The following is a 24,923-nucleotide window of genomic DNA, read 5'->3' on the forward strand; positions in this document are numbered from 1 at the left end:
CAGCGAAGTTCGCTCTAATAAAAGTTAAAATGTCTCTCGAAGAATTAAGAAATCAAATTGACTCGCTTGATAACCAAATGCTTGAAATTCTAAACAAGCGAATGGATGTTGTAAAACAAGTCGGCGAGTTAAAAAAACAAACTCAAACAGTTATTTATCGTCCAGAACGAGAAAAGCAAATCGTTGATCGTCTGGTGGCTGCCAATAATGGATTATTGAATAGAGCGGCGATTGAAGCCATTTATTTAGAGATTTTTGCTGTTTCTCGTAATTTAGAATTGCCTGAAAGAATTGCCTATTTAGGTCCAGAAGGAAGTTTTACCCATCAAGCAGCCGAAAGTAGATTCGGAGCGATGAGCGACTATTTGGCTTTGCCCAATATACGTTCAGTATTTGAAAGTATTGATACTGGTCGTGCACGCTTTGGCGTAGTACCTATCGAAAATAATTTAGAAGGAATTGTTAAAGAGACGATAGATTTGCTTAATGAAACAGACTTGAAAATTGTTTCAGAAGTAATCATTTCCGTGCATTTTACCTTTGCGACAAAAGCGGAAAAACTATCAGATATAAAAAGAATTTATTCAAAAGACATCGCTTTTGGACAATGCGAGAAATTTTTGAATGATTATTTTGGTGGAAAAGAAGATGATTTTTTTGTACAAGTAGATTCAACCTCCAAAGCAGCGAAATTGGCTGCTTCTGAAACAGATTCTGCGGCGATATGCTCGCACATCGCGGCTAAGTTGTTTGATGTACCTATTCTATTTGATAATATTCAGGATTCAGCCCAGAACCGTACGCGTTTCTTTATTATTGGTAAAGATTTTATCAATCAAAAAAGCGGAAATGACAAGACAACGATTATCGCAAAATTACCAGAAGATGGGAAACCCGGTACGTTGGTTAGATTTCTACAGGAATTTGAAAGTCAAGGAATTAACCTGTTGAAAATAGAGAGCCGTCCTGTAAAAGAAGGGGAACAATTCAATTTCTGGTTCTTGATGGAGTTTGATGGTTATTTCTTAGATGAGAGTGTCCAAACGATTATGTCTAAGCATGCTTCCGAAATAAAATGGTTGGGTAGTTATGTTAAAACCCAGTAAAGTAATATCAATATTCAAGAGCGGTAATTCTAAAAAAGAGTTACCGCTTTTTATTTATCATCCTTTTGATGATTATATTTAATCAAAAAATGATGGATATTTAAACGCAATAATAACATACATTATCAGCGCTAATACTAAAGATACTGCATATAATTTTGTGGTCTTGGGGCGTTATGTTATTTTTGAACTTTGGAAATAACAATTAATTCAAAATAAATGGCTTTATTACAAGACAAGGTGGTGTTAGTAACGGGTGCTTCAAGAGGCATCGGCCGTGCAATTGCCTTTAAAATGGCTCAAGAAGGAGCAAATGTTGCTTTTACTTATCTTTCATCTGTAGAAAAAGGACAGGCTTTAGAAGCAGAATTGTCTGCTTTAGGCATAAAAGCAATTGGCTATCGTTCAGATGCTTCTGACTATAAACAAGCAGAAGAATTGATGAATTCAGTTGTTGCTGATTTTGGTAAAATAGATGTATTGATTAACAATGCAGGAATTACCAAAGACGGCTTATTAATGAGAATGACTGAAGAGCAATGGGATTCTGTTATCCAAGTAAACTTGAAATCTGTTTTTAATTTGACAAAAGCAGCAACCAAGCCAATGATGAAAGCCAAAGCTGGTTCTATCATCAACCTTACCTCTGTAGTAGGTATTCGTGGAAATGCTGGTCAAGCAAATTATGCAGCCTCTAAAGCAGGTATTATTGGCTTTACTAAGTCGGTTGCTTTAGAATTAGGCTCTAGAAATATCCGTTCAAATGCAATTGCTCCGGGTTTTATCGAAACTGAAATGACTGGAGAATTGAATGCTGCTGCTACTGAAGAATGGAAAAAATCAATTCCATTGAAACGTGGCGGACAGCCTGAGGAAGTAGCAGATGCTTGTGTATTCCTTGCATCAGATATGTCTCGTTACATCACTGGTCAAGTATTGCAAGTAGATGGTGGAATGCTTACCTAGTTATTTAGTGATTGAGTGAATTAGTGATTTTAAATAGTTGTGAGTTAGTGAATTGTGAGTTAATGTTTGAGTATATTTTCCTTTATAACACTAACTCACAATTCACTAACTCATCACTCACAACTAATCCTTCTACTCCTTTTTTGATAAGAGACAACAAACAAAGCCCATGATGAAATTCGATTTTCTCTTTCAATCTTCTCCTTGGTTTATTCCACTCTGTTTTTTACTTGCTGGTGTATACGCCTTTGTGTTGTATCAAAAAAATACAAATTGGACAAAAGCCCAAAATTACATAATGGCCGCTTTTAGGTTTGTGGCTGTTAGTATTTTAAGTATGCTTTTGTTGAGTTTTTTAATCAGGCAAGTAAGCCAGAACATTCAAAAGAAAACAGTAGTTTTTGCGCTAGATAATTCACAATCAATGAATGTATCAGGGCAAAAAGTATTAGAAGAACTGAAAAAGAACCTGAATGAAATAAAAGAAAGCCTTCTGGAAAAAGACTATGAAGTAGCCTTCGTAAGCTTTAATGAAGAGAATACCCAGAACCTTGAAAAGCTTCAATTCAATCATAAAACATCAAACCTTTCAAATTTACTTTCGGGGATTAAAAATACTTTTGAGGACCAAAATTTAACAGATGTCGTCCTAGTTTCTGATGGAATCGTTAACGAAGGTATTTCTCCCGCTTCCGAATCTTTCAAATTCCCTGTTCATAGCATTGGCATAGGAGATACCATTCCTAAAAAGGACGTTGCCGTTAAAACGGTTTATGCCAACAAGATAGCTTATTTAGGTAACAAGTTTCCTGTACAAACAGATATTACCGCTTTTGGGTTTGAAGGAAAAGCTGCCAATGTCTATTTAAAACAAGGAGGGAAGATATTAGAAAAGCAGAGCCTAGTTTTTAATCAAAAAGACGATTTGAAAACACTGACCTTCAATACTACCGCCACTCAAGTAGGCGTACAGCACTTAACGGTTGAGGTAGATTTACTATCAGGAGAGTTTTCAAATAGAAATAATCGTCAGGAAGTTTATATAGAAGTAATCAACGGGAAAGAGAAAATATTACTCTTGGCATTAGCACCACATCCTGATGTAAAAGCATTAAAAAGCATCATTGAGAAAAATGAAAATTATGAATTAGATGTAAAGATTCTGACAGAAAATGCTAATCCAGAGATTAACAAACCTTACGACTTACTGATTTTACATCAATTGCCAGATGGCTATAATACCTATTCAAGTATATTTAAGCCCCTCATTGACAAAGGTATCCCAGCTTTTTTTGTGTTAGGAAACCAATCAGGAGTGAATTATTTAAATCAACTGAATCAGGTGATGCAAATAAATGCTGATTTAGGAGAAAGTGATAAAGTGACGGGTATTTATAATAAAAATTTCAAGGTATTGAATTTTGATGCCGAACAAATGGATATTATTGCAAAGTTTCCACAGCTTTCGGTTCCTTTTGGCGATTTTACGTTGCTCCCTAATACGGAAGTGTTATTGTATCAAAAAGTAGGTACTGTTCAAACACAGAAACCACTTTTGGCTATGAATATGGGGACAAAAAAATCTGCTATTTTTGCAGGGGAAGGACTTTGGACGTGGCGGTTAGAAGAATTTCAATTGACAGAAAAACATTTAGTTGTAGATGATTTTATTACCAAGGTTTTACAATACCTGTCGGCCAAAGATGATAAAAGAAAATTAAGAGTTTATCCATTAAAAACACCTTTGTCTTTAGGAGAAAAAGTAGTGTTTGAGACTGAAATTTATAACGGTATTTACGAGAAACTATACAATCAGCCAATTAAGCTTACGATAAAAGACGAAAAAGGCTTTACTAGAAACTATACATATTCGACTACAGCCGACAATACAAAATTTGAAATTAGTGGATTACCCGCTGGTGTGTATCGTTTCAATGCAACTTCCACCATACTTGGTAAAGTAGAACAAGCCACAGGTGAATTTGTCATTCAAGATTTACAAATTGAAAATATTAACCTTACCGCTGATTTTGATGTACTAAGGCAATTAGCTAATAAAACAGGAGGGAAGTTTTTCAATAAAAATGAATTTGAAAAACTGAAACAGACGATATTAAGTCACCAAGTGCCAGACAAAATAGAAGCTACCGAAGATTTAAAAGAAATGATAAATCTTCGCTGGATTTTCTTTTTAATTCTTGCCATCCTCACAGCAGAATGGGTGATGAGGAAATACTTGGGAGGATATTAAATTTATCATAAATTCAGTCTATAGCAGGCTGAATTTATTTTTTTTATGCCATATTTAAAAAACAAATCATCTCAAAGCAACTATGAAAAACAACCCTTATCCATTGCTAAAAATAGCAATATTAATGTTATTGGTTTTATTTACTTTTAAAACCAATTTACAAGCCCAAAATAATGAACAGTATATTTTTGGGGATGCCTTGCCCGATGCTCCCGAATTGTCACTAAGGGGAGAATATAAAGTGGGTGTCCGTACATTGGAATTTGTTCATAAAGGACAGATAAATGTACTCAAATCTAAAGATGGGGTAGATGCTGTTTATGACCGTCCTTTGAAAGTAGAAGTTTGGTATCCTGCTAATTTGTCTGATAATGAAAAAGAAATCGTAGCTTATGACCAAGTATTTGGTGTTTCAAACGACCCTAAACGCCCTTTAATTCCCTTTCAGTTTTTAGGTAGAGCAGCCCGAGATGCCAAACCTAAAACGGGTGTAGGTGCTTTTCCGCTGATTGTAGTTTCGCATGGTTATTTAGGTTCACGACTGTTAATGACCTATTTGACAGAGAATCTAGCATCAAAAGGGTATGTTGTAGTAGCCATTGACCATACCGAGTCCACTTATCGTGATGCTTCTCCATTTCAAAGCACCTTGTTGAATCGTGCTAAAGATATTTTATTTACATTGAATCAAATAGCTGACTTGGCTAAACCCAAAAGTAAAAGCTTTCTGGAGGGATTAGCAGATGCTAATAATACCGCATTAATTGGTTATTCAATGGGCGGTTATGGTGTTCTGAATGCAGCAGGTGCTGGTTATAGTCAGCAAGCAGGTACATTATTTACCACCATGACAGGTGGCAGTAAAGCTATTGAAGTGAGAACGTCAGGAAATGCTGAATTTATAGCTTCGCAAGATAGCCGTATCAAAGCAGTAGTAGCTTTTGCTCCTTGGGGAATGCAAAGAGGTGTGTGGGATGCCGAGGGATTAAAAGGATTAAAAGTACCTACTTTTTTTGTAGCAGGTAGTCAGGATGATATATCAGGTTATGAAGACGGCATCAAAGCCATTTATAAAGGAACAATTAATAGCGAACGGTACTTGCTTACTTATATGAATGCTCGTCATAACGTAGCACCTAATCCGCCACCAGCCGAATCTTATAAACCCGAACGTGCCAGAGATTATGCGCATTATTCAGAACCCGCTTGGAACGAACGACATATTAATAATATCAATCAACATTTTGTAACAGCCTTTTTAGGAATCCAACTAAAGCATCAAGATTTTGGGAAATACCTTTCTGTTCAGCCTAATTCAAATGAAAAGAATTGGACAGGTTTTCCTCCACGTTCTTCGGTAGGTCTAGAGTTATTGCATGAAGTGCCAGTAAAATAGATTATTTTTGTGGAAATATTGAAAATGACTTGATGATTGCTTTAAACGTAATCATCAAGTCATTTTTACAAATAGTTATTCAGATGGAATTTTTCACAATTATTAATATTGGCGGAACAATTGCTTTTGCCATTTCTGGTACTTTAGCAGGCATACGTAAACAATTAGATATTTTTGGTTTATTGGTTATCGCTTTTGTTACATCCATTGGTGGAGGAACTATTCGTGATATTTTAATTGGTCATTTGCCTGTAAGATGGCTTTTAGATTCTTCCGTGATTTTATTAATAACCTGTACTTTTATCCTGACAATCCTCTTAAAAAATCATATCGACAAACTAGATAAAACACTCACTTTTTTTGATTCGCTTGGTTTGGGTTTCTTCACGCTAAGAGGCATTCAAGAAGGATTAGCCATTGATTTAGACATTTCAGCTTGTATCATACTAGGAACAATTACAGCTTGTTTTGGAGGGGTAATTCGTGATACGTTATTAAATGAAATACCGACTCTTTTCAAAAAAGAAATTTATGCTACAGCTTGTATTGTAGGCGGTTTGTGCTATTTCTTGCTCAAACAACTAGCTTTGCCGAATGAGTTGATAGATTTATCAACCATTCTTATCATCGTCGGCATCCGATTATTAGCGGTAAAAAAGAATATCTCTTTGCCGAGGGTTGGTTAATGAGTTATTGGATTTATACAGGTTAGCTAGCTTTTCTTGCTTTTATTTCAGTTTCTATTTGCTTTAGGACGATAATACTTGGTAAAAGGGTGAGACCACTACCACCAGCAACAGCAAGTAATGCATAATTTTCACTTTTTGTAGCTAGATAAATAAGGGTAACTAAAGCAATTGCCATTACAATGCCGAGTCCTGTAACAGCACCTTTTGCCTTTTTTTGTTTTGCCTGTAGTTCTTCTAGTGTTAATTCTGTTAGGTTTTTATTCTCTTTCATGTGATTATTTTGGTTTATAGAAATTTTACTCATTTTCATTATTTGTGTTTTCACAAATAATTCGTTGAACAAATTTAGCTTATTAAGCTCTACTATATTTACTAAGAGATTTTTGTTGATGAAGATAGGAACAGCTAGAAGTGAGCTATTTTTTAAATTTTGAATAATCAATTTTTTCTCTAATTGGATAATCCTCAGGATTTAATTGTAAACTATCTCTCATTATTTTTCTTCTGCTTTCTCTGATTTTTTCGTGTTCAATAAATTCATTTGAAATGTTTTTACCTATCTCAGTTTCAAATTCTATTTGTGTTTTAACCCATACTCCAATTTTTAATATCCATTTAATTTCTTCAGGCAGATAATTCCACCTATAATTATTGCAAAAATTACAAGCTGCAATAAAATTTTCTGAACTACAATTACCACTTAATGAATGCGGTGAAATGTGGTCAGCTTGAAAATTATTTTCATCAACTTTTTCTCCACAAATATGGCATTGAAAGCCAGATTTTCTTAAAATCTCATATTTAGTATCAGAGTTTATGTATTTTCGTTGCTTTTTTATTTTCTTAGAAATCCTGTATTTATACAACCTTCTAAGTTCTGCAGACAAGATTTCTGGTTTCTCAATGTATGGTAATCCTTCTTTTTTCATGTAATCTATTTGTTAAAATGCTTTGTAACATTTTCAGACTTTATTTCCATCGGGTTTCGGAGCATGTAGTTTCAATTTATTACAAAAGTTTAATAAAAAACCAAAGCACCAAGTTTGCATGTTAACTAGTATGGAAACAAAATGCTTTAATGTTCAGAAAGCATTTTTCTCTATCAACCTCTTGCTTTTAATGAATAATATGAACATTTTGTCAAACTACTGTTAGTAAACATTATTCTTCGTCTATTACTTTTTTAAATCTAATATGATGAATTTCTTTTAATAAACTTGTATTTGATTTTATAATTTTTGCGTCAATATTGAGCATAAATTCTTTATAACGATTAAATGTATAGCTAAACCCTTTACTTTCTAAAAGTTTTTTTATAGTTTCTGTTTTCTCTTCATCTTTAACTGTAAAACACAAAGTTGAGGTTGGTTTCATTCTTTTATGTAACCAATAAGCATTTTTCCTGTCAATACTTAAGGTTATGTAATTTTGTGTAAATCCAATACTTATTTTAGTGTTTTCTTCCTTAAAAATTTCAGTTAATTCATGAGCATTTGTATTTACCCAAGGAGCATCATTGGTCCAAGTTGCTTCGTTGACAACTTTTATATCCTCTTCAGTTTCTTCGGGTTCAATATAGATATCAATTATTTTCGTGAAATTTAATATTTTCTCGCCGTCTACTTCTAATAAATCTGCTTGAACAGCAATCATTGGTATATTCAAACTCATTAATTGAATTATGTTGAAATATCTGCGGTCAAAACTTTCAGCAACTAAAACACAAAAATGTTGTCTTTGTGGATATTTCCTTTTTTCATTATCCCAATACTCAATTGAGCGAATTATATGTGATGGGTCAGTTTCTCCAAGCATTATTTCAACTTCATACATTGAGTTTTGTTCAGGGTCTTTCAATAAAATGTCAAGTCTTCCTCCACTTGATTGTTTCTTTTCTTTATTTACAGGAACTAAATTTCCAAGTCCAAGCACTTTTGGATTCTCGTAAATTATATCTTGTAACCAATATTCGTTTTTCCCTGCACTTCGTATAAAAATTTTCTTCCCTATTTTAATTTCTTTTTCCAATTCTTTTTTGATATTAAATTTGATTCTATTTTGATATTATATCTGCCAACTCTATAATTAATACGAAAGTGTTAATTATAGTAATTTTCTAGTGTTGGTATTTAGATTTTTTTCTAAAGTAATGATTTATTCTTAATACCTAATAACAAGTTTATTTTAAATTTAATTAGTTAACAGATTTACCTTTTTCAAGCTTAAAACCAAACTCAACTAAGTTTTAATAGTTATTTTTGAGGGATAAAATAAAGTCGATTTAATTCTTTTACATAGCATTGAAATATTTAATAGCAACAGACTTTCCATTAAAACATACCTTATGAAAATAACAGCAGAACACAATGAGCGAATAGCAAAATTGACTTTTGCATCGGTATATCCACATTATGTTGCAAAAGTTGAGAGTAAAGGCAGGACAAAAGCGGAATTACACCAAGTAATATCGTGGTTAACTGGCTTTGATGATGAGAAAATACAACAACTAATTGATGAAAAAGTGACTTTTGAAACTTTTTTTCATAAAGCTACCCTAAATCTGAATGCTTCACTCATAACTGGAGTAATTTGTGGCTATCGGATAGAAGAAATAGAAAATACTTTAACTAAAGAAGTAAGATATTTAGACAAATTAGTGGATGAATTGGCAAAAGGAAAAAAGATGGAGAAGATTTTGCGTGTTGCCAATATATAAATAAGTAATGAACATAATTTAAATGATGGTTTTTAGTAAATAATTGATAATTAGAAGTTTATAGTTCTAATTGTCAATCACTATTTACTACTTAACTCGCAATTCACAATTTCAAACTTTATGATGTCTGTTCAATGTTATTGTGGTTCAAACCTAGCTTTTAGTGAATGTTGTGAACCAATTATTTTAGGAAAAAAAGAAGCACCTACGGCGGAGGCATTAATGCGTTCTAGGTATTCCGCCTATGCCTCTGTTGCGCCTGATTATCTATTCGCCAGTACGCATTCTTCTGAACGCGCTAAGTTTCCCAAGCAAGATTTGGCGGAATGGGCAAGCGAAAATCAATGGCAAAAATTAACAATACTTCATACTAAAAACGGACAAGCAAATGATGTAAATGGTGAAGTAACTTTTAAAGCCTATTTCAAAAATGCTAATGGACAAACGTCAATTCATCATGAGCAATCTACTTTTGTGAAAGAAAATGGTAAATGGGTTTATGTAAAAGGAATTATCAATCCTAAAAATATTGCTTCCGAAGTCCTAATTAACAGAAATGACCCTTGTATTTGTGGAAGTGGAAAGAAATATAAAAAATGTTGTGGCGTTTAGATAGCTGTAAGCTTTGAGATGTGAGCGGTGAGCTTTTTAAGGTTAAATTTTATACATAACAGATTACAAATAACCGATAACCGCTTGCAAAGTCCTAAATTGCGGACAAATTAACAATTAAGAAAATGAATATAGGAGATAAAGTAAGACTATTACGTGGAAAAGAAGAAGGAATCGTTACCAAGATATTGTCAAATAATATTATTGAAATAGAAATTGAAGATGGTTTTACGATACCCGTAAAGCGTTCGGATGCCGTAATTATAGATGAATTAGAACAAAAAACATTTAAGCCTGTAGCCCCTTCTCGTTCTTTTGAACCACAGGCTAGTATTGAGCGTCGCCAACCAACAACGCCTGAGATTTTGGCAAATAAAGGTGTTTACATGGCCTTTGTGCCTGTGAATGACCGTGAACTTTCGCAACACCTTATCAACAATACTGATTGGGAATTGCCATTTATGCTTTCGGTTGGTTCAGACCCACACCATAAAGGGTTGGCATCTGGAACATTGAAACCAAAATCATCTATCAAAGTTCAAAATGTATTGGTGAAAGACTTTGAAGAATGGGGAACGTTTGTATTCCAAGCATTTTTCTATCGTTTGGCATTTATGAAATTGCCAGAGCCATTGATAAGACGACTAAAATTCAGGGTAAATACTTTTTTCAAGAGCAAGCAAAAAGCACCAATTTTAAATCAGGATGCACATTTGTTTCAGTTGGATGCCGAGGATTCTGTTAATCCTGTTCCTACAAAAATCAACACAGAAAAACTGATTGAACAAATGTTTGAAAAGCAAACACCAGAACCTGTAGTAGTTTTGCCTAACAAACCAGCTCTTGAAGTTGATTTACATATCGAAAAGTTATCTGCTGATGCTTGGGCGATGTCAAACCGAGAAATGTTAGCGTTACAATTAGCAACTTTCGACAAACAGTTTGAAGCGGCCATTGCCAATGGAATGGATGAAATTACGTTTATTCATGGTGTTGGCAATGGTGTATTGAGAGATGCGATACATAAAAAACTTTCGGGGCATAAAAATGTAAAATACTTTGAAGATGCTCAGAAAGAGAAATTCGGCTATGGGGCAACTAATGTGAAGATCAAGTAGTTGTCGGCTATGAGCTGTGAGCTTTGAGTGGGAGGTAAGTCGAAATTCTTACAACATCCCTAGCGAGGGACTTAAGTCCCTCACTAGGGATAAGTATAATATTGTTATAATACTTGCTTGTGTGTAATCTGTACTTACTAAGTTTCCAACTAGGGATAAAGATTGAGAAATTTATATTTTTAGTGTTTAACCCAATTAATTTTTAATAAAAAATTGCTTATAAAAATCATCATTTCAACAATTGTTTTAACCAAAAATGAAAAAAATACTTATTGCCTTAATAGCTGCAAGCTTATTTCAAGGCTGTTCAAGTTCAAAGAATACTAATACTACTGCTAATCCAGAAGCTCCAAAAGAATCGTACATGTATAATGGAAAACAAGTAGAGAAAAGTCTTTCCACTATTGGCATTCCTTTTGAAATTACCATGGGGGATGTTGAAAGACAAATAAATGCTAATATCAAAGACTTGATTTATGAAGATGCTAGCATGGAGGACAACAATTTTGATAACTTCATGTGTAAAGTTAACAAAAGAGACAACATTACCGTAACGACCAAAGACGAAGCCTTTTTGTTTAGTGTGCCTCTGAAAGTCTGGGTAAAAGCTGGTTATAAAGTAATGGGTATTTCGATTCCTCCACAGGAATTATCCTTTGATTTTAACCTGAAATTTGGCACAAAGTTTTCAATTGCTCCCAACTGGACGGCCTCTGTACAGAGTTTCCCATTGGGTTATGAATGGATTAAAAAACCTACTCTACGCTTAGGGGGATACGAAATCCCTGTGACATCGCTAGTAGAAAGAGCTTTAAATTCGCAACAAGCTACTTTGTTGAAATCGGTTGATGATGCAGTAAAGAAAAATGTAGATATTAAAAAATATATCGTTCAGGCTTGGAATACAGCTATGCAACCTTATTTGCTTTCTGAAAAATATCGTACATGGTTAAAAGTAACGCCGATAGCCTTACAGATGAGTCCGCTTACGACAGTTAATAACAAGGTAAAAGCGATGATTGGTATTCAGGCTTATACAGAAACGATTACAGGGGCAAAACCAAGTTTTCAACCTGTCAATACTGTACCTGACTTGAAACTGGTTAATGATATTGCTGATAATTTTAAAGTAGGCATCATCGCTGAGATACCATTGAGCGAAGCCGCTAAATTGACAGCTGATACTTTGATTGGGCAAAATTTTTCATTTAAAGACGGAAAGTATAATGTAGGGGTAACAGAAGTTGATATTTATGGTGATCAAGAAAAGATGGTTATCAAAGCAGGCTTGAAGGGCAGCATCAATGGGAATATTTATTACAAGGGTGTGCCAGCCTATAACCCTGCTACAAAATCTGTTTATTTAGAAAACTTTGACTACGACTTAAAAACTAAGAATTTATTGATTAGTACTGCCAACTGGTTTTTCCAAGGGAAGTTTGCTAAAAACATGAAAGACGCTTTAACCTTTAAAATTGGTGGGCAAATTGATGAAATGAAAAAGCAAATGCAAGCTAACTTAACCAATAATAAAGTCGCAAAAGGAGTTACTTTGAATGGAAGCATTAGCGAACTAACGCCTGATAAAGTATATCTAACGCCTAATTCAATTATCGCTGTAATAAATGCCAGTGGAAAGTTAGATATAAAAGTAGATGGTTTGTAAAAACTAACAGCTAACTTTGTAGCAGAAAGCATTCGTCTTATCGCCTTTGTGAAAGCAGGGGAGGAAAGTCTGGACAACACAGAGCATCATGCTTCCTAACGGGAAGGTACGTTTTTGGAGACGAAACCGTAACAGCAAGTGCCACAGAAAATAACCGCCCGCAAGGGTAAGGGTGAAAAGGTAGCGTAAGAGACTACCGCTCGGTTGGTGACAAACGAGGCATCGGTAAACCTCATGAGTTGAAAGACCAAATAGGCTGGCAAGCGGCGTTGGCAACAACAAAGTAAAGGACGGCTCGTTCGTGTCAGTGGGTAGGTTGATAGAGGTAGTAGGCGACTGCTATTCGAGATAAATGATAAGACTTTTGGATATTTCTGCAAAGAAAAATTCAATCGACAGAATCCGGCTTATAGAATGTTTCCTAAAAAAATCCCTATCGTGTTTTAAACACTGTGGGGATTTTTTTTGACTTTAGGACTTTAGGATTTTAAGACTTTAGGACTTCAAGACTTTAAGACTTTAGGACTTTAGGATTTTAAGACTTGATGACTTTAGGTATGATGCTATTTAAAATCCTTTAGTCCTCAAGTCCTCCAGTCTTACAATCCTCCTAAACTACCGTATAATAAAAATTGAATTATTTTTTGAAACAATATTGAGAAAATATGTAAGTTTAATCATTGTTTTAAAATTAACATATATTCATGCGTTTTACACTACATCTTGCTCCCCAAACGAAGTATCCCAAGTTGATGTGGAATTATGCTTATCCATTATCCGCTTGGTTGTATGGCGTTATTGCTAACGCCGATAGCGATTACGCTTCTTTCTTGCATAATACAGGTTATCATACGCCAAGCGGTAAAAGCTTCAAGCATTTTACTTTTTCAGATTTCCGTTTTAAGATGGGGAAAATGTTTTCAGATGGTTTTGAGATAGCTTCACCAACTGTGCAATGGACGGTTTCATTTCTGATAGATAAAACCGCAGAGAGTTTTATTATTGGTTTATTTCAAGACCAAAGAATCCGACTTTTTAACCGAGACTATGATACAACGTTTATCGTAGAACGTGTAGAGACTTTACCCGAGCTAATCTTTAGTAGCCAGACCAAATTAGTAGCATCCTCAGCGATGGTAGTTGCTGAAAAAGTAAATGGTAAAGACCAATATTTAGAACCTACTCACGAACATTTTGGCAAATACCTTTTAGATGGACTTATTGATAAATACATCAGCGTGTTGCAAGAAAGAGGAGAGGCTATAAATCCAGCTTTTAATGATACAAACCTAGCGTTTAAGCTGTTAGATAGTTCAAAAATGAAGTCAAGGAAGGTGACAATCAAAGAAGGTAAAGATTCAGCGACAGAAATCAGAGGTTTTAGAAACTTTCAATTTGAACTGACTGCTCCTTCCGAAATTATTAAAGTTGGGCTTTTTGGGGGATTAGGCAAGCATAGTGCTGCTGGGTTTGGTTATTGTGAGGTGGTTGATGGGTGATTTAGGAGCTTTGTGATTTCATTTGTTTAATTGCTGCCTCTTTTAGTATTGGCTTCGCAATTTTGCGAATTTCATCCCAACTCATCTCTGAAATAGTTTTTCCAGTGATTTTATTTACCACAGTAATCTTTTCTGATGTCTTCTTCATTAGCAATTTCAACTTGATGAAAAATTATTTTTCCTTGTTGATAGTTCAAAGCTAATAATAGAAAGCGAAAACTGCTACTAAAACCAATAATTTTTATGAAATATTCATTTAAAGGAAATCCATCTAAATTATACCAGCATGAGTTTTCATTTTTAAAAACACTCACAATTTCTGTAAAAGATATTTTTCTTTTGTTGAGTTTAATTGCATCTAAATTTGAAAAATCAAATTCAGGGTCAAAATCAAGATTGTCCATAAATTATATTTTAATAAAAACTTGAACAAGAAAATCTCTGATACGATTATTAGATATTAAAGCTTGTCTGTTTAAAGACTATATTTCAAATTCTCTGAAATTTATCCTTGTTCAAGTTTAAACAAAGATAATAATTTTTTTTTTTTTTAAACAAGTATTGTTGGATAATTTATATTTAATCAGATAATTAAATATTATCTGATTAAATACTATTGACATTTTTTATTTTATTTTTCCTATTTATAACTATATTTGTGTAATAAAATCAAATAATCTAATGCTACGAGAATTAGTACAATTCACAAACTCCATAGATTCTGAATTGAAGGCTATTGGAATGACACCAAAGGAAGGACTACATATTTTATTGAATTTTGAAGAAGTAGAAAATGTATTATCCATCTCCAAAACTTGCAAATATGAATTTTTTTCAAAAAAGAATAAAGACGCCTCGAGCTTTTTGAAGAATGTTGCATCATTAGCTCAACTGTCTTGGATGGTTAATACTAATAAATGTTTTGATTTACCTTCTAAAGGTATTCATTCTTGTTCGCCTTACTGTCTGGCTTTTAAACGAGAATCAATTAGAGGTGGTGCAAAGTTTAATGAGGCGAAAGTTAAACTTTATGATAGAATAAATGCCTATTTTGATAGAGCTATTGAGTTATTAGAGGAAGATGCTGAAAAACAAAGAGCGATAATTTTTAAGAATTCCTTGAATAATGAAGATAAACTTAACTCATTTCTCGACCAAATTAATGAATTTGATTCATTAAAAGATGCTGAGTATATTGTTTTTTATCTAGATATTGAAATTGAAAAATACAAAATTCCCAATAATAAATATTTAGGCGGAAAATTATTTAATACAGAAGAATATAATGCAGAAGGGCAAGATGGACTCACTTATGGAACAAGTAATTTTTTCAATGGATTTAATTCAAAGAAGCCATACTTAATGCACCAGTCTGCGACCTTCGATATAACAGGTCGTATATCAGCGGAAGATGCAAAGGCTTTATTTGAATTTGAAGCTATTGCTGGGCGAAGGTCTTTGCCAAATCCTCTGCCTATTTTCGTATATGAAGACGAAAGGCTAGAGTCAATTGCTCTTTTCAAAAAAGATGCGTTAGAAGGAGGGAATAGGAGAGGTTATCGTGAAATAATAGAAGAGTTACAGGGAAAACTTAAGAAAGAATTGGGGAATTATTATCTATTATTTTATCAGAATGGAGAAATTAAAGACTTCGATTTTGTTAGCAAGTTTGAGTATGAATTCAAAAATGAGAATGGAGAGAGTTGGCAAGTTGAAGACCTTTTTGGAGGAAAATATACTTATTCAATTACTAATGTTTTTGAATTTGAACGGACAATTTTACCGGTCATTTTTAATAATGCATTAATTGTTAGGACTAAAACAGACTCTATGCTTTTTAAGTATTTTGATGATATAGATGCCCAATATTGCAAAACAGCAAATACTTTTCTATTAGTAATGACCTACCGAAAAGTGCTGTACGATTTTATTTATAAATCTAATAGAGCAGGTTTTACTCAGAAAATTTTTAAATACATTATGCTAACTGGAATTTTAGATGATATTAGATTAGACAAGTTTGAACATAATCATCACTCTGAAGATTTAAATATCAGGCAAAAATTAAATATACTTTTTAGTTTGTATCATAGTTTTCAACCATTTAAACAAAATACACAATTTATGGCCAATCAAATTATTGAACTCCGCCAAAGCATAGACGAATTAGCCGAGGGCGTAACAAGTATTCGGACAGATGAAGAGTTTGCTTTTACAGCAGGTCAGGTTATTTATTATATTTTAGCAAAAAGTAAATCTGAAGATAAATCATATTCTCGCTTAGAACCTTTTTTACAATTGACAGACTCAGAACGTTTAAAGCAAAATATTTCAAAAATATTTAATACTTACAAACATGAACGTTTTTCTTCAAGATTCAGTAATCCATTTGCACAAATAATGGCATATACTACTGATGGTAATTTAAAGGATTTAATGCCTTTAATGTTATCGGGATATTTTTCAAAAAACCAGTTATTTGGTAAAGGCAAAGATGATAATCAGCCAGAGCCTACATCTGTTGAATAATTACTTTAATATTTTAAAATCTAAAATCAAAAAACAATGTCAACTACATTTAACAATCGGGTATTCGGATGCGTAGTCATCAAATCTATCAATTCAAATTATAATGCTGATTTTACTCATCAACCTCGGACTTTACCAGATGGAACTGTTTATGCTACAGATAAAGCGTTAAAATATTCAGTGAGAAATTATCTAAGAAAAGCCTTCGGTAATGAGAATATATTTTATTTTAAGACATTATCTACAGAAATGCAACCTCGTACGCTGGATGAAACTTATGAGTCAATTTTTGGAAAATATACAGAGATTAAAGGGAAAGATGCTGAAAGTCAATTAAGGAAAGTTGTGTTGAAAAACTTACTTACTTGTCTCGATGTAAGATTATTTGGAGGTACTTATGCAGGAAAAACAAATTTGTCCATTCACGGACCAGTTCAGATAACACACGGTATTGACCAATACAAACTAGGGCAAATTTATTCTGAACAGATAATGTCTCCTTTTCGTAATCCAGGAGAGAAAAATGCAGATTCAACCATGACGACACTTGGATCACAATCAAAATTGAGTGAAGGACATTATGTGCATGGTTTTTCAGTTAATCCACATAATATTACCGACCATGTAAAAATATCAGATGGAACAGCTTTGCAATCAACTGATATTGATAAATTAAAGGCTGGACTATCTCGTGGTGTTACTTTTTATGATTCTGCCGCAAAGTCTGGTTCAGAGAATGAAATGATGCTTTGGGTTCAATTGAAAGAAGGCTCAATGATAGTGTTACCTTCTTTTGTTGAGCTGATAAAAATAAAAGCTGATAAAAGTATTGATTTGAGTGCTATTGCTGAAATTTTAGGGCGTAACCACATTGCCGAGCATATAGAAAAGATAGAATTGGTTTATGATAAAACAGCAACAACAATTGTGGGAATACCAGCAGGAGCAATTATTACAGATATTAACCAATAGAAAATGGCAAAGCACATATTATCATTTGACCTTCGTGCTAACTTTGCTTGCTTTAAGAAACCAGATGTAAATGATGGTATCATTCTTACTTTTAATTGCTTACATAAGCCTGCTTTATTAGGGATTTTAGGTGCAATTGTTGGGTTAAAAGGCTATAATAAAAAAGGAGAATTCCCTGAATATTATCGAGCATTTAAAGACTTACCCATTGGAATAGAACCACTAGAAGGGTTTCACGAAAAAGGAAATTTTAGTAAAACAATTATTAAATACACCAATACAGTTGGTTATGCCAATGCTGATGGGACACTAATTATTACTGAACAGACTTTGGTCAATCCCGCTTATCGCTGTTATGTAATGTTGGATGATACTGATGAATGTCAAGCTAAATTGAGACAAAATTTGTTGAATGGAGAATCTGTTTATTTACCATATTTAGGTAAAAATGAATTTTCTGCTTGGTGGGATATGGAATCTGTTCTAGAATATGATTATTCATTATTTTCTGCAAAATCAGAGTTTAAAATTAATTCTATTTTTGTTAGAGAATACCCCTTACATGACAAAAAGGTAAAGCCCAAATATTCGCCTTCACTTGGAACAATCATAAATAAATCATCCTATATGTATTTTGAAAGATTACCAATTGGTTTTGATGAAAAACTTTATCAGTATGAACTAGGTGAATTTGCATTTACTGATTGGACCTTGAAGCAAGATTCTACTTTTGAAGATTTATACACTATTAAAAATTTATATAACAATAAAGTAATACAATTGTTCTGATGAAGACACTTAAATCTCTCATTCAAAATGCTCTCCGAGTTAAGGAAATCCTTAAAAACTCGGGGAGTTATTTAGCTCACCTACCACCACCCAATGATAACATTACTGTAGAGACATTATCTGAACATCTTGAGTTGGTGTTTGAATGTTTAGATAGAAATGTTGATGAAAATGGGTTGAATTTTATTATTGATAGATTAATAGAAAGTATAGTTGTAAATGAAAGTTTAGGAAATGAAGAAATTCTGAGAGAATATATTAAACAGCTTTTTGTAGATACTATTATTTTTCATGATTTTGGAAAAGTAAATGAAAACTTCCAAACAGAGAGAATGAAAAATAATCTATTTAGAAGTGTTAGTACTATTATAAAGCCTGTTTATGGACATTCAGAACTGGGAGCATTTATTTACTTAGTCTATCATTTAGAAGCCATTAACTCTAAGTGTAATTTGTCTGATCAACAGAAAGTTTTTCTTTCATTTATGGCCTTTCTGCTTGTGAATTCTATTAATCTTCATCATAACCCCAAAATTGTCGAGCCTTTAAAGAGATTAGAAAGAAGTATATTTATCAAAGAGTATGAGAAACTAAAAAAATATCTCGATTTATATTCTATTCGACAAACAAATCTATCTAAAGGATATTTTGATAATTTTGCAGAAATTATAGATTCTATTGAAATTGAAAAGCATCAAGTTTTTCCTCTTTATGCTTTAACCAGATTAAATTTCTCATTGTTGACTTCATCAGATTATTTGGCGACATCTGAATATATGAACCAGCTAAAATTAGATAATTTGGGACTTATTAATGAGTCATTAAGAAAAAAAATTGTAATTGCCGCTAAGACTACTCATAACTATAATGCAAAGGCTCATCAATTAGCATGTTCAAATTTTGAAATAACTAACCCAATTGAAAGGTCAGGGGATAATCTGAATATTATTCGCCAAAATATGGCGATTGAAGTACTTCGAAATATCAGAAAGCAATCTAAAAACAGATTGTTTTATCTCGAAGCTCCAACAGGCGGAGGAAAAACAAATCTTTCAATGTTGATTATTGCTGAGTTGTTGAATAGTAGTCCTGAAATTAATAAAGTGTTTTACGTCTTCCCATTTACAACACTTATAACACAGACGCACAAAGCAATTTTAAAAACATTAGACCTTACTGAAAACGAAGTAAGTCTTATACATTCAAAAGCGGGTTTCCAGACAAAAAAAAATGTAGCTACTGAAGAGTCTGAAGATGGGAAATATGGTGATGAAAAACTTAATTATCTTAATAATTTGTTTGTTCATTATCCAATTTGTTTATTAACACATATTCGTTTTTTTGATATTTTAAAAACAAATGAGAAAGAAACTAATTACTTATTCCATAGATTAGCTAACAGCATAGTGATTATTGATGAATTGCAATCGTATCCACCACAGCATTGGGATAAGATGCTTTATTTTATTCAAAATTTTGCGGAAATATTCAATATGAAATTTGTATTAATGTCTGCAACTTTACCAAGAATAGATAAACTGAACCTACCATTAGTAAATAAACCCACTTTTACAGATTTACTTCCTAATGCTAATCAATGTTTTATTAATGCTAATTTTGCAGATAGAGTAAACTTTTGTTTTGATTATCGTGATATTAAGTTAGAAATCAGCGATTTGGCTGATATAGTTTTAGAAAAATCAGAAGAATATTCATTAAGAAGTGAAAGTGGGGGTGTTTTTACTATTATTGAATTTATTTTCAAGAAATCAGCAACGGAATTTGAAGAAGCAATTAAATATCGTTTTTTTGATGAGAACTGCATATTTGTACTTTCAGGAACTATCCTTGAGCCTCGCCGAAGAGAGATAATTAACTTCCTGAAAAATGAAAATAATAGGACTAAAAAAGTATTATTAATAACCACACAAGTAGTAGAGGCTGGGGTTGATATTGACATGGATTTGGGCTTTAAAAATCTTTCCTTAATAGATAGTGATGAGCAATTAGCTGGTCGCGTAAATAGAAATGTTAAAAAAGAACCTTGTAAGGTATATCTTTTTCAGATTAATAATGCAGGTATAATCTATAAAAATGACCAAAGGTATATTGTTACAAGAGATAATATTTCAACTGAAGAGCATGAGGAAATACTCAAAACTAAAAATTTTGATAAGTTGTATGATTTAGTTCTTGGAGAAATAGACAAAAAAAATGGGTTTAAGGAAATGCAAAATTTTAACAATACCTACTATCCATATATTCAAAGACTTGATTATGAAAATATACACAAGGGTTTTCAAATAATTGAAAATCAGAATCTCTCCATTTTTGTGCCTTTATGTTTACCAATAGTAGTTTTAGATGAAAAAGATAATCATGACAGAATATTCAGTGAAGATGAACTGTTTTTTCTAAAACAAAACAATGTATTGCCAATAGATAGAAAAATTGATGGGGTAAGTGTTTGGGATATTTACTTTCAAATGATAAAAAATAAAGAAGTAGAATTTATTAAGAAAGAAATTGGGCGTAAAATAATTACAGGTATAATTAGCAAATTCACTTTCTCTGTCTTTTTAACAGATAAAATAAAAAGAGAATTACAAACTTTTAGTAATCCAGAAAAACAATTTGAGGATTATTATTATTTAGAACATCATCAGTCGTGCTATGATTATAAAAAAGGCTTGATAGAGTCAAAATTTGATGCATCAGAAAACTTTATCTTATAAATAATAATGACAGTAAATGCCACCCTTATCAATATCCTTCAAATTTGCCAAAGAGAACTTTGGCTCCATGCAAATAGTATTACAATGGAGCATACTTCTGATATTGTAGCAGAGGGAAAGCAAATCGGGGAGGAGAGTTATCCGCAAAGAGCTGAACGAAATCAAGAAGTAGCTATTTCTACAGAGATTAATGGCATAACCTGTAATGCTAAGATAGATTTTTATGATGCCAAAACTGGCGTGGTCCATGAAATAAAGAAATCTAGTGCTAAAGAGATGGCTCATGTTGCACAGGTACAGTTTTATTTATATTTATTGCGAAAGAATGGAATAGCTGCTAATTATGGATTGATTGAATACCCCAAGTTAAGGCAAACTGAAAAAGTTGAATTGTTGGAAGATGATATGCGAAATGTAGAACGTTGGGTAGAAAAGGTAGATGAGATTATTAACCAAGAAATGTGTCCGCCTCCATTACCAAAAAGTAAATGTAAAAATTGCTCTTATTTTGAATTTTGTTGGAGTGGAGAAGAATAAAGATGTACTATTAAAATATATAGCTTACCGTTAGTAAATCTACAATCATGAAAAAGCCCTATTATTTATTTAACCCTGGAAGGTTGTCTAGACAAGACAATACGTTAAAATTTCAACCTATCGACGAACACGGTAATGAAGGTCAGCCCCGATTTATCCCTATTGAAACAGTAGATAATCTTTATTGTTTTGGCTCTTTAGATGCCAATTCTGCCATGTATAATTTTCTGGGAAAGAATCAAGTAGCTGTTCATTTCTTTGATTATTATGAACATTACACAGGTTCATTTATGCCAAAAGAGTATTTATTGGCTGGTAAAATGCAGGTAGAGCAAACAAAATATTACCTAGCCAACAAAAAGCGAATCATACTTGCCCAAAAGTTTGTGTTAGGTGGAGCTATGAATATGTTGAAAAATCTAAACTATTATAATAATCGACAAAAGGACGTAGCAAGACAAGTAAAAGCAATTGAAGGATATATTGAAAAGATTCCTCAGACTACTCAAATAGATGAATTAATGGGATTAGAAGGAAATGTACGACAAACCTATTATGAAGCATTTGATGTAATAATCAACGATTTTCAGATGGGAAATCGAACTAAACAGCCACCTAATAATGAAATAAATACCTTAATCTCATTTGGAAATATGATGTGTTATACCGTTTGTTTAGGACAAATTTATCATACTCAGTTAAATCCTACAATAAGTTTTTTGCATGAACCAGGCTATAGGAGATATTCATTAGCGTTAGATTTAGCGGAAATATTTAAGCCCATATTAGTGGATAGAACTATTTTTAGCTTGCTAAACAAAAAGCAAATACAGTCAAACGATTTCAGACAAGAATTGAATCGTTGTGTGATGAAAGAATCTGCCAGAAAGACATTTATGGCAGCCTTTGACGAAAAATTAAAAGAGACTTTTAAACACAGAAACCTTGGGCGGTCAGTAAGCTATAAACATCTTGTGAAATTAGAATGTTATAAATTGAGCAAACATATTTTAGGGATAGAAGAGTATAAACCTTTTAAAATGAATTGGTAAATAGGAGACTAGTGTCTAATAGTTTTATGTACAAATATTACATAGATCTATTAGACACTAGTCTTTTAATATGTCATTAATATTTTTAATTAACAATTAGATTATAAAATTATGTATGTAATATTAGTTTACGATATTGGTGAAAGACGAGTAGGCAAAATGTTGAAACATTGCCGAAAATATTTAAATTGGATTCAAAATTCTGTTTTTGAAGGAGAGATTACCGAAGTAAAGCTAAAAGAGCTAGTGATAGGAGCAAAAAAAATAATGAATGAAGAATTTGATAGTTTAATTCTGTTTAAAAGTAGAGACCAAAAATGGCTAGATAAACAGATAGTAGGGAAGGAATTAAGCAACATTGACAACTTTTTGTAGATAACGTCGTCGTCGAAGAAGAATTTTTTTAATATTTTTAAGCATATTCTACTCGAAAAAATATCTAAAAATAAGCTAAGTTGTTGATTATCAACTGTCGTCGATAGCCCATTAAAATCATATTATTCTAGGTTGACGATTTTTAAGTGTTTTTTAGAATAAAAAAAGTGTTAAATTGAGCCAAATAAGCAGTTTTTGCAACGGCTTTTAATCGTACCAAGTGGAATTGAAATATCAACATAATGAAATTAGCGGATAAATACGGGTGGCTTTTAATCGTACCAAGTGGAATTGAAATGGTGAAGGTGAAACTGGGCAATTGATTCGAATGTCTCTTTTAATCGTACCAAGTGGAATTGAAATGCAAAGTAAAACGTAAGCGTCCGCAAGTTGCTGAGGAACTTTTAATCGTACCAAGTGGAATTGAAATTTCAGGAGCGGGCGATTAATAGATTCTTTTTTCCCTCTTTTAATCGTACCAAGTGGAATTGAAATGCATCATACGTTTGTATAACCTTAATAGCATCATACTTTTAATCGTACCAAGTGGAATTGAAATTGTAGGATTCCTTCAGGATAAGACGATAAAATAAACCTTTTAATCGTACCAAGTGGAATTGAAATTTTTCATGAACAATGTCTTTTAATAATATCCCTTTGCTTTTAATCGTACCAAGTGGAATTGAAATAAATGTACATCCAAGCCCCCATCTTTGTTGGTTTTCTTTTAATCGTACCAAGTGGAATTGAAATAGTTTAGGGAATGAATTAATGAATTTTGAATAATCACTTTTAATCGTACCAAGTGGAATTGAAATATGTAGGCTAACTCTAAAAGATAAGGTATTTTTTTCTTTTAATCGTACCAAGTGGAATTGAAATAAACGATAATAGTATCTATGCCCCCTACTGTTTAATTGCTTTTAATCGTACCAAGTGGAATTGAAATATAATTTTCTGAACATACGCCGGCATTGCTCTAGTAAACTTTTAATCGTACCAAGTGGAATTGAAATATCAAACTTGGGAATTTGGCTTTATTTGAATCAGGATCTTTTAATCGTACCAAGTGGAATTGAAATGTTAACTTTAAATGCTCGACAATTACGCTCTGTTTTTTCTTTTAATCGTACCAAGTGGAATTGAAATAGTTGCCCTTTTACTTTTTGATATTCTGCCTTTACTTTTAATCGTACCAAGTGGAATTGAAATTTATAGGTACGTGTATTTATAGTACCAAAATGATTAACTTTTAATCGTACCAAGTGGAATTGAAATCAGTTTAACATTTGACAAAGTTCCCTAACTTTTGACTTTTAATCGTACCAAGTGGAATTGAAATTAGCCCAATACAATTTGCTCCATTCTATCAGCAAATCTTTTAATCGTACCAAGTGGAATTGAAATGTTTTGATTTGCTTGTTATTAAGATTTATAAACACCTTTTAATCGTACCAAGTGGAATTGAAATTTCAATTTGTTACTGAAAAATCCTAAAAATCTTTCTTTTAATCGTACCAAGTGGAATTGAAATTTTGTTGCTTTGATTAATGCGTTATGAAAAATTATTGCTTTTAATCGTACCAAGTGGAATTGAAATTTAGTTTAATCCTTTTAGAAATTCAGCTACTAAATTGCTTTTAATCGTACCAAGTGGAATTGAAATACAGCTACAGACGCATTAAATGCAAGAGTTACAACTACTTTTAATCGTACCAAGTGGAATTGAAATTAGCAGACCCTCCGATGGTTGATGTGATGAAATGTTCTTTTAATCGTACCAAGTGGAATTGAAATTTCAGAGAAGGGTAGCAGTAGCACGAGTTTTAAACTTTTAATCGTACCAAGTGGAATTGAAATGCAGGTACTCGAAGAAAAGCACGGATGTCAGCATACTTTTAATCGTACCAAGTGG

Annotated in this window: 21 protein-coding genes, 1 other RNA gene and 1 CRISPR repeat array (1 of these 23 only partly in view); of the genes, 18 read left to right on the forward strand and 4 right to left on the reverse strand. The window is 32.6% G+C overall.

Annotated features, from left to right (window positions below; translation table 11 throughout):
• Positions 1–29: 29 nt before the first annotated feature.
• The 5 genes from pheA to VB264_RS03595 all read left to right on the forward strand — a co-directional run bounded on the left by pheA (position 30) and on the right by VB264_RS03595 (position 6,405).
• A complete protein-coding gene (gene pheA / locus VB264_RS03575) occupies positions 30–1,106 on the forward strand; it encodes a prephenate dehydratase (protein ID WP_309919743.1) in 1,077 nt (358 codons plus the stop codon).
• A gap of 219 nt (positions 1,107–1,325) precedes the next feature.
• The gene (gene fabG, locus VB264_RS03580; RefSeq protein ID WP_323246826.1) at positions 1,326–2,072 is read left to right on the forward strand and encodes a 3-oxoacyl-[acyl-carrier-protein] reductase; all 747 of its coding nucleotides are present in this window, start codon (positions 1,326–1,328) and stop codon (positions 2,070–2,072) included.
• A gap of 169 nt (positions 2,073–2,241) precedes the next feature.
• Positions 2,242–4,323, forward strand: coding sequence for a vWA domain-containing protein (locus VB264_RS03585; RefSeq protein WP_323246828.1), 2,082 nt, complete (start codon positions 2,242–2,244; stop codon positions 4,321–4,323).
• A gap of 82 nt (positions 4,324–4,405) precedes the next feature.
• A complete protein-coding gene (locus tag VB264_RS03590; protein WP_323246829.1) occupies positions 4,406–5,719 on the forward strand; it encodes an alpha/beta hydrolase family protein in 1,314 nt (437 codons plus the stop codon).
• Positions 5,720–5,802: 83 nt separating this feature from the next.
• Positions 5,803–6,405, forward strand: a complete 603-nt coding sequence (locus tag VB264_RS03595) for a trimeric intracellular cation channel family protein (RefSeq protein ID WP_323246831.1) — start codon at positions 5,803–5,805, stop codon at positions 6,403–6,405.
• Between the two features lie 22 nt (positions 6,406–6,427).
• Here the strand turns inward: VB264_RS03595 and VB264_RS03600 are convergent, their stop codons facing one another.
• From VB264_RS03600 to VB264_RS03610, 3 genes are all read right to left on the reverse strand, one after another.
• Positions 6,428–6,679 (reverse strand): hypothetical protein, encoded by a 252-nt coding sequence (locus VB264_RS03600; protein ID WP_323246833.1) that lies wholly within the window; start codon positions 6,677–6,679, stop codon positions 6,428–6,430.
• Between the two features lie 145 nt (positions 6,680–6,824).
• Positions 6,825–7,337: an HNH endonuclease gene (locus VB264_RS03605; RefSeq protein ID WP_323246835.1), complete on the reverse strand. Its 513-nt coding sequence runs from the start codon at positions 7,335–7,337 to the stop codon at positions 6,825–6,827.
• Between the two features lie 232 nt (positions 7,338–7,569).
• Positions 7,570–8,436, reverse strand: coding sequence for a hypothetical protein (locus VB264_RS03610; protein WP_323246837.1), 867 nt, complete (start codon positions 8,434–8,436; stop codon positions 7,570–7,572).
• Positions 8,437–8,752: 316 nt separating this feature from the next.
• Between VB264_RS03610 and VB264_RS03615 the strand changes: the two genes are divergently transcribed.
• The 6 genes from VB264_RS03615 (at position 8,753) to cas6 (ending at position 14,019) form a co-directional block, all read left to right on the forward strand.
• The gene (locus tag VB264_RS03615) at positions 8,753–9,124 is read left to right on the forward strand and encodes a DUF2200 domain-containing protein (protein WP_323246839.1); all 372 of its coding nucleotides are present in this window, start codon (positions 8,753–8,755) and stop codon (positions 9,122–9,124) included.
• 120 nt (positions 9,125–9,244) lie between these two features.
• Complete coding sequence (locus VB264_RS03620) at positions 9,245–9,736, forward strand: YchJ family protein (RefSeq protein ID WP_323246840.1); 492 nt, start codon at positions 9,245–9,247, stop codon at positions 9,734–9,736.
• A 125-nt stretch (positions 9,737–9,861) separates the two neighbouring features.
• Complete coding sequence (locus VB264_RS03625) at positions 9,862–10,854, forward strand: Smr/MutS family protein (RefSeq protein WP_323246842.1); 993 nt, start codon at positions 9,862–9,864, stop codon at positions 10,852–10,854.
• Positions 10,855–11,110: 256 nt separating this feature from the next.
• Positions 11,111–12,520, forward strand: coding sequence for a DUF4403 family protein (locus tag VB264_RS03630; protein ID WP_309915964.1), 1,410 nt, complete (start codon positions 11,111–11,113; stop codon positions 12,518–12,520).
• Between the two features lie 24 nt (positions 12,521–12,544).
• Positions 12,545–12,946, forward strand: an RNA gene (gene rnpB, locus VB264_RS03635) — RNase P RNA component class A.
• Positions 12,947–13,224: 278 nt separating this feature from the next.
• Positions 13,225–14,019, forward strand: coding sequence for a CRISPR-associated endoribonuclease Cas6 (gene cas6, locus VB264_RS03640; RefSeq protein ID WP_323246846.1), 795 nt, complete (start codon positions 13,225–13,227; stop codon positions 14,017–14,019).
• A gap of 110 nt (positions 14,020–14,129) precedes the next feature.
• On the opposite strand, the gene VB264_RS03645 is transcribed toward cas6, so the two are convergent.
• Positions 14,130–14,423 (reverse strand): hypothetical protein, encoded by a 294-nt coding sequence (locus VB264_RS03645; protein ID WP_323246848.1) that lies wholly within the window; start codon positions 14,421–14,423, stop codon positions 14,130–14,132.
• Between the two features lie 277 nt (positions 14,424–14,700).
• Here VB264_RS03645 and VB264_RS03650 point away from each other — a divergent pair, with 277 nt between their 5' ends.
• The 7 genes from VB264_RS03650 (at position 14,701) to cas2 (ending at position 23,008) form a co-directional block, all read left to right on the forward strand.
• On the forward strand, positions 14,701–16,548 hold the full coding sequence (locus VB264_RS03650; protein WP_323246849.1) for a hypothetical protein: 1,848 nt from the start codon (positions 14,701–14,703) through the stop codon (positions 16,546–16,548).
• Between the two features lie 36 nt (positions 16,549–16,584).
• On the forward strand, positions 16,585–17,520 hold the full coding sequence (locus VB264_RS03655) for a type I CRISPR-associated protein Cas7 (protein WP_323246851.1): 936 nt from the start codon (positions 16,585–16,587) through the stop codon (positions 17,518–17,520).
• 3 nt (positions 17,521–17,523) lie between these two features.
• Positions 17,524–18,309 (forward strand): type I-B CRISPR-associated protein Cas5b, encoded by a 786-nt coding sequence (cas5b, locus tag VB264_RS03660; protein WP_323246853.1) that lies wholly within the window; start codon positions 17,524–17,526, stop codon positions 18,307–18,309.
• Positions 18,309–21,044: a CRISPR-associated helicase Cas3' gene (gene cas3, locus VB264_RS03665; RefSeq protein WP_323246855.1), complete on the forward strand. Its 2,736-nt coding sequence runs from the start codon at positions 18,309–18,311 to the stop codon at positions 21,042–21,044. Before cas5b ends, cas3 begins: the two co-directional genes overlap by 1 nt.
• 6 nt (positions 21,045–21,050) lie before the next feature.
• On the forward strand, positions 21,051–21,581 hold the full coding sequence (cas4, locus tag VB264_RS03670; RefSeq protein WP_323246857.1) for a CRISPR-associated protein Cas4: 531 nt from the start codon (positions 21,051–21,053) through the stop codon (positions 21,579–21,581).
• 47 nt (positions 21,582–21,628) lie between these two features.
• Positions 21,629–22,633 carry a type I-B CRISPR-associated endonuclease Cas1b gene (gene cas1b / locus VB264_RS03675; protein ID WP_323246859.1) on the forward strand — a complete coding sequence of 335 codons (1,005 nt, stop codon included), beginning with the start codon at positions 21,629–21,631 and terminating at the stop codon, positions 22,631–22,633.
• Positions 22,634–22,744: 111 nt separating this feature from the next.
• Complete coding sequence (gene cas2, locus VB264_RS03680; protein ID WP_323246861.1) at positions 22,745–23,008, forward strand: CRISPR-associated endonuclease Cas2; 264 nt, start codon at positions 22,745–22,747, stop codon at positions 23,006–23,008.
• A gap of 204 nt (positions 23,009–23,212) precedes the next feature.
• A CRISPR array of direct repeats spans positions 23,213–24,923; the repeat unit is 29 nt; unit sequence CTTTTAATCGTACCAAGTGGAATTGAAAT (it continues 21,319 nt past the right edge of the window).

The organism is Arcicella aquatica (assembly GCF_034928825.1).
Classification (GTDB): Bacteria; Bacteroidota; Bacteroidia; order Cytophagales; family Spirosomataceae; genus Arcicella; species Arcicella aquatica.

Excerpts from the sequence above, each read along its gene's own strand:
- VB264_RS03630 (WP_309915964.1), top strand. The coding sequence starts at position 11,111 with ATGAAAAAAATACTTATTGCCTTAATAGCTGCAAGCTTATTTCAAGGC.
- cas2 (WP_323246861.1), top strand. The coding sequence starts at position 22,745 with ATGTATGTAATATTAGTTTACGATATTGGTGAAAGACGAGTAGGCAAA.
- VB264_RS03585 (WP_323246828.1), top strand. The coding sequence starts at position 2,242 with ATGATGAAATTCGATTTTCTCTTTCAATCTTCTCCTTGGTTTATTCCA.
- VB264_RS03590 (WP_323246829.1), top strand. The coding sequence starts at position 4,406 with ATGAAAAACAACCCTTATCCATTGCTAAAAATAGCAATATTAATGTTA.
- VB264_RS03600 (WP_323246833.1), bottom strand. The coding sequence starts at position 6,679 with ATGAAAGAGAATAAAAACCTAACAGAATTAACACTAGAAGAACTACAG.
- fabG (WP_323246826.1), top strand. The coding sequence starts at position 1,326 with ATGGCTTTATTACAAGACAAGGTGGTGTTAGTAACGGGTGCTTCAAGA.
- VB264_RS03595 (WP_323246831.1), top strand. The coding sequence starts at position 5,803 with ATGGAATTTTTCACAATTATTAATATTGGCGGAACAATTGCTTTTGCC.
- VB264_RS03625 (WP_323246842.1), top strand. The coding sequence starts at position 9,862 with ATGAATATAGGAGATAAAGTAAGACTATTACGTGGAAAAGAAGAAGGA.
- cas6 (WP_323246846.1), top strand. The coding sequence starts at position 13,225 with ATGCGTTTTACACTACATCTTGCTCCCCAAACGAAGTATCCCAAGTTG.
- cas1b (WP_323246859.1), top strand. The coding sequence starts at position 21,629 with ATGAAAAAGCCCTATTATTTATTTAACCCTGGAAGGTTGTCTAGACAA.
- VB264_RS03650 (WP_323246849.1), top strand. The coding sequence starts at position 14,701 with ATGCTACGAGAATTAGTACAATTCACAAACTCCATAGATTCTGAATTG.
- VB264_RS03615 (WP_323246839.1), top strand. The coding sequence starts at position 8,753 with ATGAAAATAACAGCAGAACACAATGAGCGAATAGCAAAATTGACTTTT.
- cas3 (WP_323246855.1), top strand. The coding sequence starts at position 18,309 with ATGAAGACACTTAAATCTCTCATTCAAAATGCTCTCCGAGTTAAGGAA.
- VB264_RS03620 (WP_323246840.1), top strand. The coding sequence starts at position 9,245 with ATGATGTCTGTTCAATGTTATTGTGGTTCAAACCTAGCTTTTAGTGAA.
- cas5b (WP_323246853.1), top strand. The coding sequence starts at position 17,524 with ATGGCAAAGCACATATTATCATTTGACCTTCGTGCTAACTTTGCTTGC.
- VB264_RS03605 (WP_323246835.1), bottom strand. The coding sequence starts at position 7,337 with ATGAAAAAAGAAGGATTACCATACATTGAGAAACCAGAAATCTTGTCT.
- VB264_RS03655 (WP_323246851.1), top strand. The coding sequence starts at position 16,585 with ATGTCAACTACATTTAACAATCGGGTATTCGGATGCGTAGTCATCAAA.
- cas4 (WP_323246857.1), top strand. The coding sequence starts at position 21,051 with ATGACAGTAAATGCCACCCTTATCAATATCCTTCAAATTTGCCAAAGA.
- VB264_RS03645 (WP_323246848.1), bottom strand. The coding sequence starts at position 14,423 with ATGGACAATCTTGATTTTGACCCTGAATTTGATTTTTCAAATTTAGAT.
- pheA (WP_309919743.1), top strand. The coding sequence starts at position 30 with ATGTCTCTCGAAGAATTAAGAAATCAAATTGACTCGCTTGATAACCAA.